Here is a 15518-nt window from a genome sequence, read left to right on the forward strand (position 1 = left end):
TCCTCCGGGGCGAGGCGAATAGCGTGGCGGCGCGTCGTCTGTGCCGCCGTATCAGTGCCTTCGTCGAAGCCGTGCGCAAAGCACCGCGGGCACGCCGGGCGCGGCGCGCGGCCGTGCCTCGCGGATGCTGCCGTAGACATTGTGGTCGTCACGGATCGCGAAGATATGGGCTTGGTCGACCTCGCAGAGGTCGAACTTCTCGAGCACCCGCTCGTCGAGCATATGCGGCTCGGTAACAGTAGGCTCGTGGTCGATCTCGACGATGAGCAGCAGATCGCCGCCCGGGGCGAGCACGCGTTGGCACTCCACGATACTCTCGTCGAGTTCCTCTACGTGATCGAGTGCGTTGAACACGGATACCACGTCGAAGCTGCAGTCCGGGAAAGGCAAATCCTCGGAACCACCGGCGACATATTCCATGTGCTGCGCGGCGCGGTTGAGCGCTAGGTACTTGTCGGCCAGCGGATCGAGGCCGACGCGGCGCGCTGCGCCCTCGGCCCATTCCAAGCTGCCAAGCGGACCGCAGCCGATATCCAGCATGCGCTTGCCGTCGTAATAGCTCCGGTCGCATCCAAAAAGGATGGTGAAATATCTCTCGAAATGACCGTTGTAGAATTTGCCGTTGGATTTCTGGAGGACCTTTCTCCAATAAATCAGCTCAGCGGCCTCTTTGAACCTGGTTTTAACAGAAGCAGGCGCCCGCGATAATATCGCTCCAGCTGAATGGTAGAGGACTCTCTTCATGAGTATCCCTTTCGAAATATGAAAATACTGCGGAATATAAGGTGTGCGAATATTGCAGGATGTATTCATATCAGAATTTTCCATCTACCGACAGACAGTCGAGCTTCATAGTGGCTCTATCGACCAGAATTAAACCCAGCGGAATACCGAGAGAGCGTAGATCAGGCAGACGACAAGCGCCGCCGGCTGCGCCTGGCCGACAAGGCCGAGCCAGGCGAGATTGATGAAGGCCGAGCCCAGCAGCGTGATGAAGAGCCGATCCCCGCGCGTGGTCTCGATGCCCAGAACGCCGTGCCGCGGCGTCTCGGGGAAGCGGATCGCCAGCACGGTGAAGATCACCAGCAGCGCCGCGATGGTCAGAAAGAAGGCCGCAGTGGGCCATGTCCATGCCATCCAGTCCATTGCGCTCTCCTCTCAGACGCGGCCCAGGGCAAAGCCCTTGGCGATGTAGTTGCGGACGAACCAGATCACCAGCGCGCCCGGAATGATGGTAAGCACCCCCGCCGCCGCCAACACGCCCCAGTCGAGTCCCGAGGCCGAAACGGTGCGGGTCATGGTGGCTGCGATGGGTTTCGCGTCCACCGTGGTCAGCGTGCGCGAGAGCAGCAGCTCGACCCAAGAGAACATGAAGCAGAAGAAGGCGGCGACGCCGATGCCCGACGAGATCAGCGGCATGAAGATCTTCACGAAGAAGGCGCCAAAGCTGTAGCCATCGATATAGGCGGTCTCGTCGATCTCCTTGGGCACGCCGCGCATGAAGCCTTCGAGGATCCAGACCGCCAGCGGCACGTTAAAGAGGCAATGCGCCAGCGCCACGGCGATATGCGTGTCGAAGAGGCCAATCGAGCTGTAGAGCTGGAAGAACGGCAGCGCGAAGACCGCGGGCGGCGCCATCCGGTTGGTGAGCAGCCAGAAGAACAGATGCTTGTCGCCGATGAAGTGATAACGCGAGAACGCATAGGCTGCCGGCAGCGCCACGGTGAGCGAGATCACCGTGTTCATCACCACATAGATCAGCGAGTTGATGTAGCCGGTGTACCAGCTCGGATCGGTGAGGATCGTGGCGTAATTGGCGAAGGTCAGATCGCGCGGCCAGAGCGTGAAGTCTCCGAGGATCTCGGTGTTGGTCTTCAAACTCATGTTCAGCAGCCAGTAGATCGGCAGCAGCAGGAACAGCAGATAGAGCGCCATGACGATGGTGCTGCCCTTCACGCGCGGCATGCTGCGCGCGCGGCTGGCGGCGGGGGTGAAGGTTGCGTCGCTCATGCGGGGCTCCTTGCTGCGCCCGGAGCAAAGGCCGAAGGCCGCCGGGCGAGCGCCTGCCCGTCCCGGCGGGCTGGCGCTTTGTCATTGTTGCGCGCGAGGTCGAGGTCATCCGGATTTGGCCGGGATAAAGCGCCGACCTCGAAAGTTGTGGCGCCATCCCACAGGCAGGCGCTCGCCCGGCTTGCACCCTGTGGCCTGTTTCGAAGGGTCATGCTCATCTCACATCCCCTTTTTGTCGAGGTTGGTCATCACGGTGTAGAACACCCATGAAATCAGCAGTATCACGAGGAAGTACATGATCGAGAAGGCCGCCGCGGGACCAAGGTCGAACTGCCCCAGCGCCATCTTGACCAGATCGATCGACAGCAGCGTGGTGGCATTGCCGGGACCGCCGCCGGTGACCACGAAGGGCTCGGTATAGATCATGAAACTGTCCATGAAGCGCAGCAGGATGGCGATCATCAGCACCCCCGCCATCTTCGGAAGCTCGATGTAGCGGAACACCTTCCAGCGGCTGGCCTGATCGATCTTCGCGGCCTGATAATAGGCGTCGGGGATGGATTTGAGACCGGCATAGGCCAGCAGCGCCACCAGCGAGGTCCAGTGCCAGACGTCCATGACGACAATGGTGATCCATGCCGCAAGCGGGCTTTGCGTGTAGTTGTAGTCGATCCCGAGGGTTTCGAGCGTCCGGCCCAGAAGGCCGATATCGACGCGGCCAAAGACCTGCCAGATGGTGCCGACCACGTTCCAAGGGATCAGCAGCGGCAGCGACATGAGCACGAGGCAGAAGGACGCCCAGAAGCCGGACTTCGGCATGTTGAGCGCGACGAAAATGCCCAGAGGCACTTCGATGGCGAGGATGATGCCCGAGAACATCAGCTGCCGGCCGAGCGCATTCCACATGCGTTCGGAATGCAGCATCTCTTCGAACCACTCGAGGCCGGCCCAGAAGAACTGGTTGTTGCCGAAGGTGTCCTGCACCGAATAGTTCACCACGGTCATCAGCGGGATCACCGCCGAGAAGGCGACCAGCAGCAGCACCGGAAGCACCAGCAGCCACGCCTTGTTGTTGAAGGTCTTGGTCATCAGGCCGCCTCCCCCTGCGGTGCCACGCGCCAGTCGTCGCGGTAGACGTTGACATGCGCCGGATCAAAGCTGACCCGGTTCATGTCGGGGCTGACGCGCTCGTCCTCGCCGGCGATGATGTTGATGTCATGGCCGAAAAACTCGGCGCGGATGATCTTGTGGCGGCCCGCATCCTCGACCCGGCGCACTTTGACCGGCAGCCCCTCGGTCTGGCTGAGCCGCGCAAACTCGGGGCGCACGCCGATCTCGACCTTGCCGTCCATCGCGCGATAGCCCGCGCCGAGGTCGAAATCCGAGCCGTTGATATAGGCGCGGCTGCCCTCGACCTTGGCCGGGATGACGTTCATCCCCGGCGAGCCGATGAAATAGCCGACGAAGGTGTGCTCGGGCCGCTCGAAGAGTTCCTCGGGCGTGCCGATCTGCACCACGCGCCCGTCGTACATCACCACCACCTTGTCGGCGAAGGTCAGCGCCTCGGTCTGGTCGTGGGTGACGTAGATCATCGTGTGGCCGAAATCGCGGTGCAGCTTCTTGAGCTGGGTGCGCAATTCCCACTTCATATGCGGGTCGATCACCGTCAGCGGCTCATCAAAGAGCAGCGCGTTGACGTCCTTGCGCACCATGCCGCGCCCGAGGCTGATCTTCTGCTTGGCGTCGGCGGTGAGCCCGCTGCACTTGCGGCGCAGCTGGTCCTCCATGCCGATCATCCGGGCGATCTCCTGCACGCGCTCGGCGACATAGCTCTCATCGCGGCCACGGTTGCGCAGCGGGAAGGCGAGATTGTCGCGCACGGTCATCGTGTCGTAGACGACGGGAAACTGGAACACCTGCGCGATGTTGCGCTCTGCGGTGGGGGCGTGGGTCATGTCCTGACCGTCGAACAGCACCCTGCCCTGCGACGGCGTAAGCAGGCCCGAGATGATGTTGAGCAGCGTGGACTTGCCGCAGCCCGAGGATCCGAGCAGCGCATAGGCGCCGCCGTCGTCCCAATCATGGGTCATTTCCTTCAGCGCAAAATCCGCCTCCGAGCCGGGGTTCGGCAGGTAGCTGTGCGCGAGGTTGTCGAGCGTGATTTTTGCCATTCTCGCCCCTCCTCAGGCAGCCAGCGCATAGGCGGCGGGGGCAACAAGCTCGCCCTCCTCGCCAAAGACGTAAACGTGGCGCGGGTCGAGCCAGACATCGAGCGGCGCTCCGAGGTCCAGATCGTGCACGCCATGCACCAGCCCCACCCAGCGCGCGCCATGATGGTCGAGATGCACGAAGGTCTCGGATCCGGTCAGCTCGGTCACCTGCAGCGTGGTGGTGAAGCGCAGCGCGTCGGGCGCGTGCTGCAGGATCTCCAGATGGTTGGGACGGAACCCGGCGGTGTAGCGCCCGTCCGGCAGCTCGGAAAGCTTGCCAGCGGCGGGCGCGCTCTGGCCATCGCCGAACATCAGCCTCTCGCCGGTCTTGGAGATCTGCAGGAAGTTCATCGGCGGGTCGCTGAACACGCGCGCCGTGGTGGCATCGGCAGGCTGGCGGTAGACCTCGGGGGTCGGGCCGAACTGAGTGACGCGCCCTTCCCACAGCGTGGCGGTATTGCCGCCGAGCAGCAGCGCCTCTTCGGGTTCGGTGGTCGCGTAGACGAAGATCGAGCCGGAAGCCTCGAAAATCTTTGGGATTTCCACCCTCAGCTCTTCGCGCAGTTTGTAATCAAGGTTGGCCAGCGGCTCATCGAGCAGCACCAGACCCGCGTTCTTTACCAGCGCCCGCGCCAGTGCGCAGCGCTGCTGCTGCCCGCCCGAAAGCTCCAGCGGCTTGCGCGTCAGCATCGGCGTCAGCTTCATCAGCTCGGCGCTTTCGCGCACGCGCCGGTCGATCTCGGCCTTGCCCACGCCCATCAGCTTCATCGGCGAGGCGATGTTGTCGTAGACGGTCATCGACGGGTAGTTGATGAACTGCTGGTAGACCATCGCCACCTTGCGGTCCTGAACCCGCATGCCGGTGACGTCCTTGCCCTCCCAGAAAATGCGCCCGGTGGTCGGCGCATCCAGCCCCGCCATCAATCGCATCAGCGTCGTCTTGCCCGAGAGCGTCGGGCCAAGCAGCACGTTCATCGTGCCGTTCTCGAGCGTCAGATCCGTCGGGGCAATATGCACCTGCCCCTCGACGTTCTTTGAAACGCCCTTCAATTCCAGCGACATAAGGTCCTCCTCCCCGCGCCGTATGTCTCCGCCGTGCTATTCGGCGGCGTCGGCCCTTTCGCGGCGGGATGTCATCCAGCCGTCCAGTGCCGAGATCTCCTCCTCGCTCAGGCGCAGCCCGAGCTTGGTGCGTCGCCACACCACATCTTCGGCCGTGCGGGCAAACTCATGCCGCATGAGCCAGATCACTTCCGCCTCTGTGAGCGTCGCGCCGAAATCCCTCCCAAGATCCTCCGCGCCTTTTGCCTCTCCCAACAGTTCCTCTGCCTCGGTGCCATAGGCGCGCACGAGACGCAGCGCCCAAGTGTCACTGAGGAATGGATATTTGCCGCGCAATCCTTGCACCAGCGCCGCGACGCCGTCGACCGGGAAATCGCCCCCTGCGAGCGGAACCCCAGCGGTCCATGCGCCCTTGCTCAGCGAGATATGCTCGCCGATCTTTTCCAGCGCGCTCTCGGCCAGGCGGCGGTAGGTGGTGATCTTGCCGCCAAAGACGTTGAGCACCGGCGCGCCATCCTTGGCGTCGACCTTCAGCGTATAGTCGCGGGTCGCCGCCGTGGCACTCGAAGCGCCGTCGTCATAGAGCGGGCGCACGCCGGAATAGGTCCAGACCACATCGTCCTTCGAGATCGACTTGGCGAAATAGCGGTTGGCGAAATCGATCAGGTAGTCGCGCTCTTCCGGCGTGCAGACCGGGCGCTGCGCCGGATCCTTGTGCTCGGAGTTGGTGGTGCCGATCAGGGTGAAATCGCGCTCATAGGGGATGGCGAAGATGATCCGCCCGTCGGTGCCCTGAAAGAAATAGCACTTGTCATGATCATAGAGCTTGCGCGTGACGATATGGCTGCCGCGCACCAGCCGCACGCCTTCGCGCGACGGCAGATCAATCTTGTCATGGATGATGTCGCCGACCCACGGCCCGCCCGCATTGATCAGCATCTTGGCATAATGTGTGGCGGTCTTGCCGGTCTCGGTGTCCTCGGTCTCGACCAGCCACAGATCGCCCTCGCGCTGCGCGTGGGTCACCTTGGTGCGGGTCATGATCTTGGCGCCGCGCGCCTCGGCGTCGCGGGCATTGAGCGCCACGAGACGGGAATCCTCGACCCAGCAATCGGAATACTCATAGGCGCGCTCGAACCGCTCTTGCAGCGGCGCGCCCTCTTTCGTGCCCTTGAGCGACAGCGTGGAGGTGCCCGGCAGGATCTTTCGCCCGCCGAGGTTGTCGTACATGAACAGACCCATGCGGATCAGCCACGCCGGGCGCCGCCCCTTCATCCAAGGCATGACCTTGCTCAGCATTTTCGAGATCGGCGTCTCGCTCTCGAAGCGCATGTCGGGGTGGTAGGGCAGCACGAAACGCATTGGCCAGCTGATGTGGGGCATGGCGCGCAGCAGCACCTCGCGCTCGATCAGCGCCTCGCGGACAAGCCGCACCTCAAGATATTCAAGATAGCGCAGGCCGCCGTGGAACAGCTTGGTCGACGAGGACGAGGTGGCAGACGCCAGATCGCCCATTTCCGCCAGCACCACCGAGGCGCCCCGCCCCGCAGCGTCGCGCGCGATGCCGCAGCCGTTGATGCCGCCGCCGATCACGAAGAGATCGCTGGGGGATGTGCTTTGGCCGTCGGTCACGAGAGTCTCCTGCTGGTTGGCGGCAGGCTAAACCCGGAGCGCGCATTGACGCAAGTCAAATGTTTTCGTTTTCGTTCGGATTTCTCGCCCCTCGAAATTTCCCCGCAAGACACCATGTTTTCATGGAAGTTTTTCCTCTACCTTCGCATGTGCAGCATAATTTGTGCTGGAAAACCTCTGCGTTTGCGCGTTTCTATGGGTCCAATCCGCGAAAAGCGAAAGAAACCGAACACGCATGTCTCAATCCTTCCGCCACCCCGAGATTCTCGAGATCGCCCGCCGCGACGGCAAGGTCACCGTCGAGGGGCTGGCGCAGCATTTCGGCGTGACGCTGCAGACCATCCGCCGCGACCTTACCGAGCTGGCCGACGCCGGGCGGCTCGAGCGGGTGCATGGCGGCGCGGTGCTGCCGTCGGGCACGATGAACATCGGCTACGAGGAACGGCGCCATCTCAATATGGACGCCAAGACCGGCATCGCCCGCGCCTGCGCCGAGCGCATCCCGCATGGCATCTCGCTGTTTCTCAACATCGGGACCAGCACCGAGGCGGTGGCGCGCGAGCTTTTGCACCACAAGGGGCTGATGGTGGTCACCAACAATATGAACGTCGCCACGATCCTCGCCGCCAATCCCGATTGCGACGTGCTGCTCACCGGCGGCAGCCTGCGCCGCACCGATGGCGGGCTGATTGGTACGCTGGCGACCGAGAGCATCCGGCAGTTCAAGTTCGATCTTGCGGTGATTGGCTGCTCGGCGCTGGATCTGGAGGGCGACATCCTCGATTTCGACATTCAGGAGGTCGGCGTGAGCCGCGCCATCCTGCGCCAGTCGCGGCGGACCTTCCTTGTTGCGGATCACTCGAAGTTCAAGCGCAGCGCCCCGGCGCGGATCGCCTCGCTGTCCGAGATCGACATGTTCGTCACCGACAGGCCGCTTGAGCCGAGCTTGGCCGAGGCCTGCGCCGGATGGGGCTGCGACGTGGTGGTGGCGCGCTGATCCGCCACAATAGGACCTGCCGCAAAAGAAAACGCCGGCCGAGGAGGCTCCCCGGCCGGCGCGTGTTCAGCTGTTGAGGCGGATCAGCCCTGCGGCAGCGCGTAGGCGATCAGATAGTCGCCGCGATCCGGGGACTGACGGGCACCGCCAGCCGAGATCACGATGTACTGCCGCCCGTCCTTCTGGCTGACGTAAGAGATCGGCGTGCCCTGCGAGCCGACGGGCATGCGGGCCTTCCAGACCTCCTTGCCGGTCGCGCTGTCGAAGGCCCGCAGGTAGTAGTCCTGCGTCGCCGCGAAGAACACGAGCCCGCCTTGGGTGCTCAGCGAGCCGCCGATGGTGGGCATGCCCACGGGCATCGGCAGGTGCATCTTCATGCCAAAGAGCACGGTGTCCTGAACGGTGCCGAGCGGCGCTTCCCATGCGACCTGTTGGGTGTCCATGTCGATCGCGGTGAGGGTGCCGAACGGCGGCTCCTGACAGGGGATGCCAAGCGGCGACAGGAAGCGGTTCTTGTTCACCGAATAGGGCGTGCCCTTGAGCGGCACGCCGCCCATCACGGTGTTGACCGCTTCGGAGCCGTTGGAGGCCGCCGCCTCGGGGTCTTGCTCCATCATGTGCACCCAGAGGCCGAGACGCATGTCGTTGACGAAAACGGTGTTGGCCGTCGGGTCATACGACAGACCACCCCAGTTCATCCCGCCAAGCGAGCCGGGGAACGACAGCGAGTAGTCGGTGTCCGGCGCGGTGAACAGGCCCTCGTAGCGGTAGCCCTTGAAGATCACCCGGCACATCAGCTGATCGAAGGGGGTCGCGCCCCACATGTCGGCTTCGGTCAGATGCGGCGCACCGATCTGCGGCATGCCCACCGATTTCGGCTGGGTCAGCGCGTATTTCTCGCCGGGAATGGTCGCGGGTTTCACCGGGACTTCCTCGACATCGGTTAGCGGCTCGCCGGTGACGCGGTCCAGCACGAAGATCTGCCCCGCCTTGGTGCCGAAGACCAGCGCGGGCGTGCCCTTGAAGTCGATGAGCGTCGGCTGCATCGGCACGTCAAAGTCCCACAGGTCGTGGTGCACGGTCTGATAGACCCACTTCTCGTCGCCGGTGGTGGCGTCGAGCGCGAGGATCGAGGCGCCGTACTTCTCGTCTTCCGGGGTGCGGTCCACGCCCCAGAGGTCGATGGCGGCGTTGCCGACCGGCATGAACACGGTGTTGGAGGCCGCGTCATAGGTCATCGGCGCCCAGACGTTCGGGGTCGAACGGGTGTAGGCATTGCCGTCCGCAGGGGCGTCACGATCCTCGGGGTTGCCCGGATCGAAGGCCCATTTCATCTCGCCGGTGATCACGTCAAAGCCGCGCATCACGCCGCCCGGCATGTCGAGCGCCACGTTGTCGGCCACGCGGCCACCCACGACGACGGTCGAGCCCGCGAGCGTCGGCGGCGAGGTCAGCGAATAAAGCGGCGATTGCGCCGCGCCGAGGCCTTCCTTGAGGTCGACCATGCCGGCATCGCCAAAGTCCGCGCAGAGTTCGCCGGTTTCGGCGTCGAGCGCCACGAGCACTGCGTCGATGGTGTTCATGAAGATGCGGCGCTGGCAGGCGGCGTCATCAGACAGGTCCACCGGGGTGACCGGGGTCGCGTTCGGCAGCGTCGGCTGCGGAAGCGGGGCTGCGGCGTCGAAATAGGCCAGACCGCGGCAGCGCACCCAAGTGCGTGTCTCGGTCGGGAAGTCATGGCGCCAGTTCTCGGTGCCCGAGGTTGCGTCGATCGAAATCACCGTGTTGTTCGGCGTGCAGAAGAACAGATCATCGCCCACCTGCAGCGGGGTGCCCTGATCTTCGGCGCCACCGCCACCGGGGCTGACCGGCGTGTCACCGGTTTGGAAGGTCCATGCGACCTCAAGCTCGTTCACGTTCTCCGGGGTGATCTGGTCGAGCGCGGCAAAGCGGTTCTCGTCCCCGTTGGCGCCATAGCTGGACCAGTCCTGCGCGGCATCGGCAGGTGCGGGCGTCTCGCCAGCGGCAACCGTGCTGTTCAGCTGGCCGTGCGGCTGGAACATGCCCCAGCCCATGCCAAGCACGGCAATCAGGGCCACCGCGGCGACGCCGAGCCATGTGCCGGTCATCGGTTTGCGGCCCGCGCGCTTCAGCGTCAGCGGGTGCAGCGCGATGATCGCGACAAAGGCGCAGAGGAAGGTGAAGATCCGGGCGTGCAGAGCCCAGAAATCGAGACCGGCTTCCCAGAAGGCCCAGAACACAGTGAGCACGAAGGCGACGGTGTAGATCACCGCGCCCGCAGGAGCGCCGCGCGCGATCTGGATGCCCGAAACGAGCAGCGCGAGGCCCATGAGGAGGTAATACCAGCTGCCGCCGCGCGCGATGAGCATCACGCCGCCGCCAGCCAGTCCGAGACCCGCGAGCGCAACCAGCGCGCCCAGTAGGATCATCAGCCACACCAGTGGCCGTGACAGGGAGGAGGATTGTGTCATTTTCTTTCCCGTTCAGAGGGTTGGAACACCATCCGAGCCGGAAATTTCGCCCTGCCCCCTCCTCCCCTGGGCAACGCGCGACTCAAATGGACTGTTTCGTTAATTCCACCCGCGACAAGTGGACGCAAGGGCAGTTTTGCACTTTCTTGGTGCAAGAATGCACAGCGCAAACACGGCTACGCTGAATAGGTGGGCAGAAAATATATGTATTGAGGGGGTTACGCCGTCCGGCGCCCATACCCCTCAGGGGCCAAATCCCGGCCCCTCGGTGTCGGGCGCAAAGGCTTCGTCCCACAGAGAAAACAGCCGTGCCCGCGTGCTGCCGTCCAGTGCCAGCAAGAGCGGCGGTGCCAGCGCGATCAGGCGCCGGGCGCTGGGAAGCAGGCTGGTTTCATCCGGGTCGCTTGGGGTGATCAGCCCAAGCTCTGACAGCATCGCCTGCGCCTCGGCGGTCAGCAAAAACTCGAGCAGCCGCTCGCCGCCTTCCACATGCGGTGCGTTCTTGGGGATCATGTAACTGCGCGAGACGATGAGCGTGTAGTCCTCGGGCAGGATCACCCCCACTCTGCCCCCATCGCCGTCGCGCGCGGCAGCGGCGGCATAGGACCCCAGCACATTGTAGGCGATGAGATACCGCCCCTTGGCCACGCCGTCGATGATTGCCGCCGAACAGCAGGTGGCGATGGCACCGACGCGGGAGAAAGCTTCGAGCATCGCGCCGAACGTGGTCGCCTCGAGGCTGTCGGCATGGGCAAAGAGATAGCCAAGCCCCGAGGCCTCGATGTCATAGGTGGCGATCTTGCCACGCAGCAGGTCGGGCCGGTTGCGCATCAGGTCGAGCAATTCGAAACGGCTGCGCGGCACGTCTGATCCGCGAATGGCGCCCGCGTTGTAGATGATCACCGCGGGCTCTTCGGTGATGCCCCAAAGCTCGTCACGCCAACGGCGCGAGGCGGGCAGCGCATCCGTGCGCGGCGACTGGTAGCGATGCGCGCAGGCGGCGTTGACCAGCCATGTCATCTGATGGGCGCCCGAGGAAAACACGGCGTCAGCCGCAGGGGCCGCCCCTTCGCAGGCAGCGCGGCTGTTGTCGAAAAGATTGTTCGAACCCCATTGCTCATAGCGCACCGACAGATCCGGATTTCGCGCGGTAAAGCGCTCGATCACCGGGCGGATGATCGACAGATCGGTGGTCGAGCGCAGGACTAGCTCGGTGGGTGCGCTGCCGACGACGTCGATCCGCTCCTGCGCGGCGGCGGCCAGTGGCACGACAAGGGGCGCCACCAGCGCGATCAGCGCCAGAGCGAGGCGAGACAGCAAAGCGATCACGGGGCCTCCTCCTCGCTGGGCGGCTCTGCCGGAAGCAGCAGAGAGATGCGAAAGCCGTACTCGGGATGCTCGAGCGCAATCCGCCCGCCAAAGGCCGCGGCCACGGCGCTGACGATCGCCAGCCCCAGTCCGGCGCTGTCCTCGCGGGAACTGCTGCTGCGCTCGAAACGCTGGCCAAGCCGGGCGGCCACCTCGGGCGTGGGCCCGGCGCCGCTGTCCTGCACCCAAAGCGCGGCCTCGGTCCCGCGCAGCTCGGCGCCGACGGCGATGGGCGGGGTGCCGTGCTTGAGCGCATTGGCCAGAAGGTTCTTGGCCGCCTCTCCCACCGAAAACGCATCGGCGCGCACCATCACCGGCTCTTCGCCGATCTCCAGCCGCAGGTCCGCCCCCGGCGCGAGCAGCGCGTGGTCGGAACGCTCCATCAGGTCCAGCGCCACCTCGCGTAGATCGAGCGGCGTGCGCGGCGCGCTTTCGGTGCGGTGAATGACCAGCGCGCGCGACAGAAGCTGATCAAGCAATGCCCCCAGCGACCGGGTGCGGGTGAGCAGCCGCGCCAGTGCCCGCTGGCGCGCGGCTTCATCCTCCAGATCTTGAATCAACTCGGCCTGCACACGGATCGCCGCCACCGGCGTGCGAAGCTGATGCGCCGCGTCCGAGATCAGGTTGCGCATCCCCTCCATCTGCCGGTCGAGCCGTCCCATGAAGCGGTTCATCGAGTCCAGCATCACCGTCAGTTCCCGCGGCAGCCGGTCGGTGGGCACCGGGGTCAGATCATAGGGATCGCGCTGCAGCAGATCCTCGGACAGCGCCTCCAGCGGGCGCATCGCCGAGCGGGTCACCACCCAAGACATCACCAAAAGCGCCAGCCCGGCCAGCAGCATAGGCAGCAAAGCGTCGAGCGTCAGGTCAAGCGCCATCGCCTGCCGCGCCCGCAGGGTCTGACCCACGGTGACGGAGATGCCACCAGAAAAATCGCGCTCGGCAAAGCGCCGGGTGAGACGGACGAAGCGCGCCTCCTCGCCATTCAGCCGGGCATCGAAGAACTCGGGCGCCCCGCCGCTGCGCCGCCCCTGCGGCGCGATCAGCGTCTCATCGAGCCCGGTGATCAACTCCTCGCCCGGACCGCGCACCGAGTAGTGGATGCGATCCTCGGGCGCCTGCGCCAGCAATTCAAAGGCCGAGACGGGCAGGTCGACCAAAGGCGTGCCGCTCTGAATGCGGATCGAGGCGGCGATGTCCTGCGCTGCGCCAAGCAGGATCCGGTCGTAGGATTGCCGTGCCGCCAGCCGCCCGTTGTAAAGCGTCGAGGCCGCCACCAGCAGCCCGCCGACCAGCAGGATCAGCACCACCGCCCCAAGCACCCGCGCCGACAGGCTGGACGGCAGCCGCGCCGCGCCCTCAGCCATCGAGGCCGATCCGGTAGCCCACGCCGCGCTGCGTGACGATGCCGACACCGCTGCCCGCGAGCTTTTTGCGCAGACGGGCGATGTAAAGCTCGATCGCATTCACCCCGACGTCGGCATCGCCGAACCCATAGAGGGAATCGTAAAGGCGGCTCTTCCCCAGATAATTTCCCTGATGCCGGAGCAGCACTCCAAGCAAAGCGGCCTCGCGTCCGGTCAGATCGAGCCGCTTGCCCTCCAGCGTGGCGCTTTGCCCTGCCGGGGAAAAGGCCAGCGGGCCAAGCACGATCTCGGAGCCCTTCTGGTCCGCTTCGCGCCGAACCAAGGCGCGCAGCCGCGCCTCAAGCTCGCGCTGGTCGAAAGGTTTGCCAAGATAGTCGTCCGCGCCAAGGTCGAGCGCGCTCACCCGGTCGTCCACCGAGACCAGCGCGGTCAGCATCAGTACCGGCGTGCGGTCGCCCGCGGAGCGCATGTCGCGCAGCAGCCGCAGCCCCGATCCGTCGGGCAGATTGATGTCGAGCACCATCGCGTCATAGCTCTGCACGGCGCGGAAATCTTCAGCCGCTTCAAGGCAATCAGCCACGTCGCACACGATGCCGGACTGCGCGAGCCGTGTACTGACCCCCTCGGCAAGATCGCTGGCATCCTCGACCATCAGAACACGCATGGCACTGGTACTCCTCTTCGCTGACGAAGCGCTCGTGCGCGCTAACAGGTCTCTGACAGGTTCGCGACAGCTTCGTGGCTTAGAGACACGTCTTAACCCGCAACCGGGGAGGCTGCAAAGCGCAGTCGGGTTCTGCGGGGAACTGACGGGGTCGTGTTCGGTATGCGCGGCGCCGACCATGAGGAGGATACCATGTTTATCAATGCAACCCGCGGCCTCATTGCCGCGACCGTTCTGGGTGTTTCCGCCCTTGCCGCTCAGGCGCAGGACTATACCCCCGAGAACCCCGAGTGCATCGCACCGGCGAACCCCGGCGGCGGCTGGGACTTCACCTGCCGTCAGGTCGGCAAATCCATGCAGGACCTCGGGTTGATCTCGAAGACCATGCAGGTGGTCAACCTCGCAGGCGGCGGCGGCGGCGTGGCCTTTGCCGAAGTGGTCAACAAGCGCGGCGACGACAACGATCTGATCGTTGCGGCCAGCTCGGCCACCGCGACCCGTCTGGCGCAGGGTGCCTATCCGGGCAACACCACCGATCAGGTGCGCTGGCTGGCGTCGATCGGCGCGGACTACGGCGTGCTTGCGGTGTCCGCTGACAGCGAGATCGAGACGCTTCCGCAACTGCTCGACATGATCAAAGCAGACCCGCGGTCGGTTTCCGTGGCGGGCGGCTCGGCCGTTGGCGGCTGGGACCACCTGAAGGTGCTGATCGCCGCGTCCGCCTATGGCATCGAAGACGTGCGCAAGGTGAAATACGTGGCCTTCGACGGCGGCGGCGAGGCGGTGACCCAACTGCTCGCAGGCTCGGTGCAGGCCTTCACCGGTGACGCATCCGAAGCCAAGGGCTTTGTCGACTCCGGCGACATCAAGGTCATCGCCGTGCTTGCGCCCGAGCGTCTGGAAGGCGACTTCGCCGATTTCCCGACCGCCAAGGAACAGGGCGTCGACGCCATCGGTGCCAACTGGCGCGGTTTCTACGCCCCCGAGGGCATGAGCGACGAAGCCTACAACGCTTGGGTTTCGAAGATCGGTGATCTCTATGCCTCCGACGAGTGGAAAGAGATCATGTCGGCCAATGGCCTCGCCCCGCTCGACCTGCAGGGCGAAGAGTTCGAGCAGTTCGTCTCGGACAGCGTGAGCGAGATCCAGAACATCTCGCGCGAGATCGGCATCATTAAGTGACCTGATCCCACGCTTGGCGCGGCGGGCCCTTTCCTCCCAGAGGGCCCGCCGCCTCCAATTATCCTTTCACGCAAACCAAGGGGGATCCCATGAGTGACCGCATCTTCGGCCTCTTCGGCCTGGCGCTCGCCATCTTCTTTGCCTGGGCGGCGCTGCAGATCGAGGAAAGCTTCCTCTCTGACGAAGTCGGCCCCAAGGCCTTCCCGCTGATCATCGCCACCATCCTCGGCATCTCGTCCATCTTCATCGCGCTGAAACCGGACGCTGAACCGCAGTGGCCCGCCCTGCCCCGTCTCGTCGAGATCCTCGCCGCTGTGGTGGTGATGATCCTCTACGCCGAGTTCCTGCCGATCGCAGGGTTCGTCATCGCCACCGCCGTTGCCGCCGCCTATCTGACGTGGCGCCTTGGCAGCGCGCCGCTGCAGTCGCTGCTGATCGGCGTGCTGACCTCTGTCGGCATCTACGTTGTCTTCCATCTGGCGCTGGGGCTGTCGCTCGCCCGCGGCCCGCTGGGCTTCTGAGGAGAGGGCCGAA

At 64.6% G+C, this 15518-nt stretch carries 14 protein-coding genes; 3 read left to right on the forward strand and 11 right to left on the reverse strand.

Features of this window, described 5'->3' with window-relative positions; all coding sequences use genetic code 11:
- Window positions 1–51: 51 nt before the first annotated feature.
- The 7 genes from ACXAD2_RS25720 to glpD form a co-directional block, all read right to left on the reverse strand.
- The gene (locus ACXAD2_RS25720) at window positions 52–540 is read right to left on the reverse strand and encodes a class I SAM-dependent methyltransferase (protein WP_475176951.1); all 489 of its coding nucleotides are present in this window, start codon (window positions 538–540) and stop codon (window positions 52–54) included.
- A 333-nt stretch (window positions 541–873) separates the two neighbouring features.
- Window positions 874–1146 (reverse strand): DUF2160 domain-containing protein, encoded by a 273-nt coding sequence (locus tag ACXAD2_RS25725; protein WP_475176955.1) that lies wholly within the window; start codon window positions 1144–1146, stop codon window positions 874–876.
- A gap of 12 nt (window positions 1147–1158) precedes the next feature.
- Window positions 1159–2010, reverse strand: a complete 852-nt coding sequence (locus ACXAD2_RS25730; protein WP_475176959.1) for a carbohydrate ABC transporter permease — start codon at window positions 2008–2010, stop codon at window positions 1159–1161.
- Between the two features lie 219 nt (window positions 2011–2229).
- Window positions 2230–3099 carry a carbohydrate ABC transporter permease gene (locus tag ACXAD2_RS25735; RefSeq protein ID WP_475176962.1) on the reverse strand — a complete coding sequence of 290 codons (870 nt, stop codon included), beginning with the start codon at window positions 3097–3099 and terminating at the stop codon, window positions 2230–2232.
- Window positions 3099–4181, reverse strand: a complete 1083-nt coding sequence (locus tag ACXAD2_RS25740) for an ABC transporter ATP-binding protein (protein WP_066110059.1) — start codon at window positions 4179–4181, stop codon at window positions 3099–3101. The genes ACXAD2_RS25735 and ACXAD2_RS25740 overlap by 1 nt, the downstream gene beginning before the upstream one ends.
- 12 nt (window positions 4182–4193) lie before the next feature.
- Window positions 4194–5282 (reverse strand): ABC transporter ATP-binding protein, encoded by a 1089-nt coding sequence (locus ACXAD2_RS25745; RefSeq protein ID WP_475176972.1) that lies wholly within the window; start codon window positions 5280–5282, stop codon window positions 4194–4196.
- Window positions 5283–5318: 36 nt separating this feature from the next.
- Window positions 5319–6914 (reverse strand): glycerol-3-phosphate dehydrogenase, encoded by a 1596-nt coding sequence (gene glpD, locus ACXAD2_RS25750; RefSeq protein ID WP_475176977.1) that lies wholly within the window; start codon window positions 6912–6914, stop codon window positions 5319–5321.
- A 235-nt stretch (window positions 6915–7149) separates the two neighbouring features.
- Between glpD and ACXAD2_RS25755 the strand changes: the two genes are divergently transcribed.
- Window positions 7150–7911, forward strand: coding sequence for a DeoR/GlpR family DNA-binding transcription regulator (locus ACXAD2_RS25755; RefSeq protein ID WP_475176980.1), 762 nt, complete (start codon window positions 7150–7152; stop codon window positions 7909–7911).
- A gap of 83 nt (window positions 7912–7994) precedes the next feature.
- Here ACXAD2_RS25755 and ACXAD2_RS25760 read toward each other — a convergent pair whose 3' ends face one another.
- The 4 genes from ACXAD2_RS25760 to ACXAD2_RS25775 form a co-directional block, all read right to left on the reverse strand.
- Window positions 7995–10403, reverse strand: a complete 2409-nt coding sequence (locus ACXAD2_RS25760; protein ID WP_475176983.1) for a membrane-bound PQQ-dependent dehydrogenase, glucose/quinate/shikimate family — start codon at window positions 10401–10403, stop codon at window positions 7995–7997.
- 243 nt (window positions 10404–10646) lie between these two features.
- Window positions 10647–11732 carry an ABC transporter substrate-binding protein gene (locus tag ACXAD2_RS25765; RefSeq protein ID WP_475176987.1) on the reverse strand — a complete coding sequence of 362 codons (1086 nt, stop codon included), beginning with the start codon at window positions 11730–11732 and terminating at the stop codon, window positions 10647–10649.
- Window positions 11729–13138 (reverse strand): sensor histidine kinase N-terminal domain-containing protein, encoded by a 1410-nt coding sequence (locus ACXAD2_RS25770; RefSeq protein ID WP_475176991.1) that lies wholly within the window; start codon window positions 13136–13138, stop codon window positions 11729–11731. The genes ACXAD2_RS25765 and ACXAD2_RS25770 overlap by 4 nt, the downstream gene beginning before the upstream one ends.
- Window positions 13131–13802: a response regulator transcription factor gene (locus ACXAD2_RS25775; RefSeq protein WP_224904757.1), complete on the reverse strand. Its 672-nt coding sequence runs from the start codon at window positions 13800–13802 to the stop codon at window positions 13131–13133. Before ACXAD2_RS25775 ends, ACXAD2_RS25770 begins: the two co-directional genes overlap by 8 nt.
- A gap of 192 nt (window positions 13803–13994) precedes the next feature.
- Here ACXAD2_RS25775 and ACXAD2_RS25780 point away from each other — a divergent pair, with 192 nt between their 5' ends.
- Complete coding sequence (locus tag ACXAD2_RS25780; protein ID WP_066110485.1) at window positions 13995–14984, forward strand: Bug family tripartite tricarboxylate transporter substrate binding protein; 990 nt, start codon at window positions 13995–13997, stop codon at window positions 14982–14984.
- An 89-nt stretch (window positions 14985–15073) separates the two neighbouring features.
- Window positions 15074–15505, forward strand: a complete 432-nt coding sequence (locus ACXAD2_RS25785) for a tripartite tricarboxylate transporter TctB family protein (RefSeq protein WP_066110075.1) — start codon at window positions 15074–15076, stop codon at window positions 15503–15505.
- Window positions 15506–15518 lie beyond the last annotated feature (13 nt).

This window comes from Salipiger sp. ABN3_019 (assembly GCF_056158605.1).

Bases quoted from the DNA above. Each gene is read 5' to 3' on its own strand.
- ACXAD2_RS25740 (WP_066110059.1), bottom strand. From the start codon at position 4,181: ATGGCAAAAATCACGCTCGACAACCTCGCGCACAGCTACCTGCCGAAC.
- ACXAD2_RS25720 (WP_475176951.1), bottom strand. From the start codon at position 540: ATGCTGGATATCGGCTGCGGTCCGCTTGGCAGCTTGGAATGGGCCGAG.
- ACXAD2_RS25775 (WP_224904757.1), bottom strand. From the start codon at position 13,802: ATGCGTGTTCTGATGGTCGAGGATGCCAGCGATCTTGCCGAGGGGGTC.
- ACXAD2_RS25785 (WP_066110075.1), top strand. From the start codon at position 15,074: ATGAGTGACCGCATCTTCGGCCTCTTCGGCCTGGCGCTCGCCATCTTC.
- ACXAD2_RS25730 (WP_475176959.1), bottom strand. From the start codon at position 2,010: ATGAGCGACGCAACCTTCACCCCCGCCGCCAGCCGCGCGCGCAGCATG.
- ACXAD2_RS25755 (WP_475176980.1), top strand. From the start codon at position 7,150: ATGTCTCAATCCTTCCGCCACCCCGAGATTCTCGAGATCGCCCGCCGC.
- ACXAD2_RS25780 (WP_066110485.1), top strand. From the start codon at position 13,995: ATGTTTATCAATGCAACCCGCGGCCTCATTGCCGCGACCGTTCTGGGT.
- ACXAD2_RS25770 (WP_475176991.1), bottom strand. From the start codon at position 13,138: ATGGCTGAGGGCGCGGCGCGGCTGCCGTCCAGCCTGTCGGCGCGGGTG.
- ACXAD2_RS25735 (WP_475176962.1), bottom strand. From the start codon at position 3,099: ATGACCAAGACCTTCAACAACAAGGCGTGGCTGCTGGTGCTTCCGGTG.
- ACXAD2_RS25745 (WP_475176972.1), bottom strand. From the start codon at position 5,282: ATGTCGCTGGAATTGAAGGGCGTTTCAAAGAACGTCGAGGGGCAGGTG.
- ACXAD2_RS25760 (WP_475176983.1), bottom strand. From the start codon at position 10,403: ATGACACAATCCTCCTCCCTGTCACGGCCACTGGTGTGGCTGATGATC.
- ACXAD2_RS25725 (WP_475176955.1), bottom strand. From the start codon at position 1,146: ATGGACTGGATGGCATGGACATGGCCCACTGCGGCCTTCTTTCTGACC.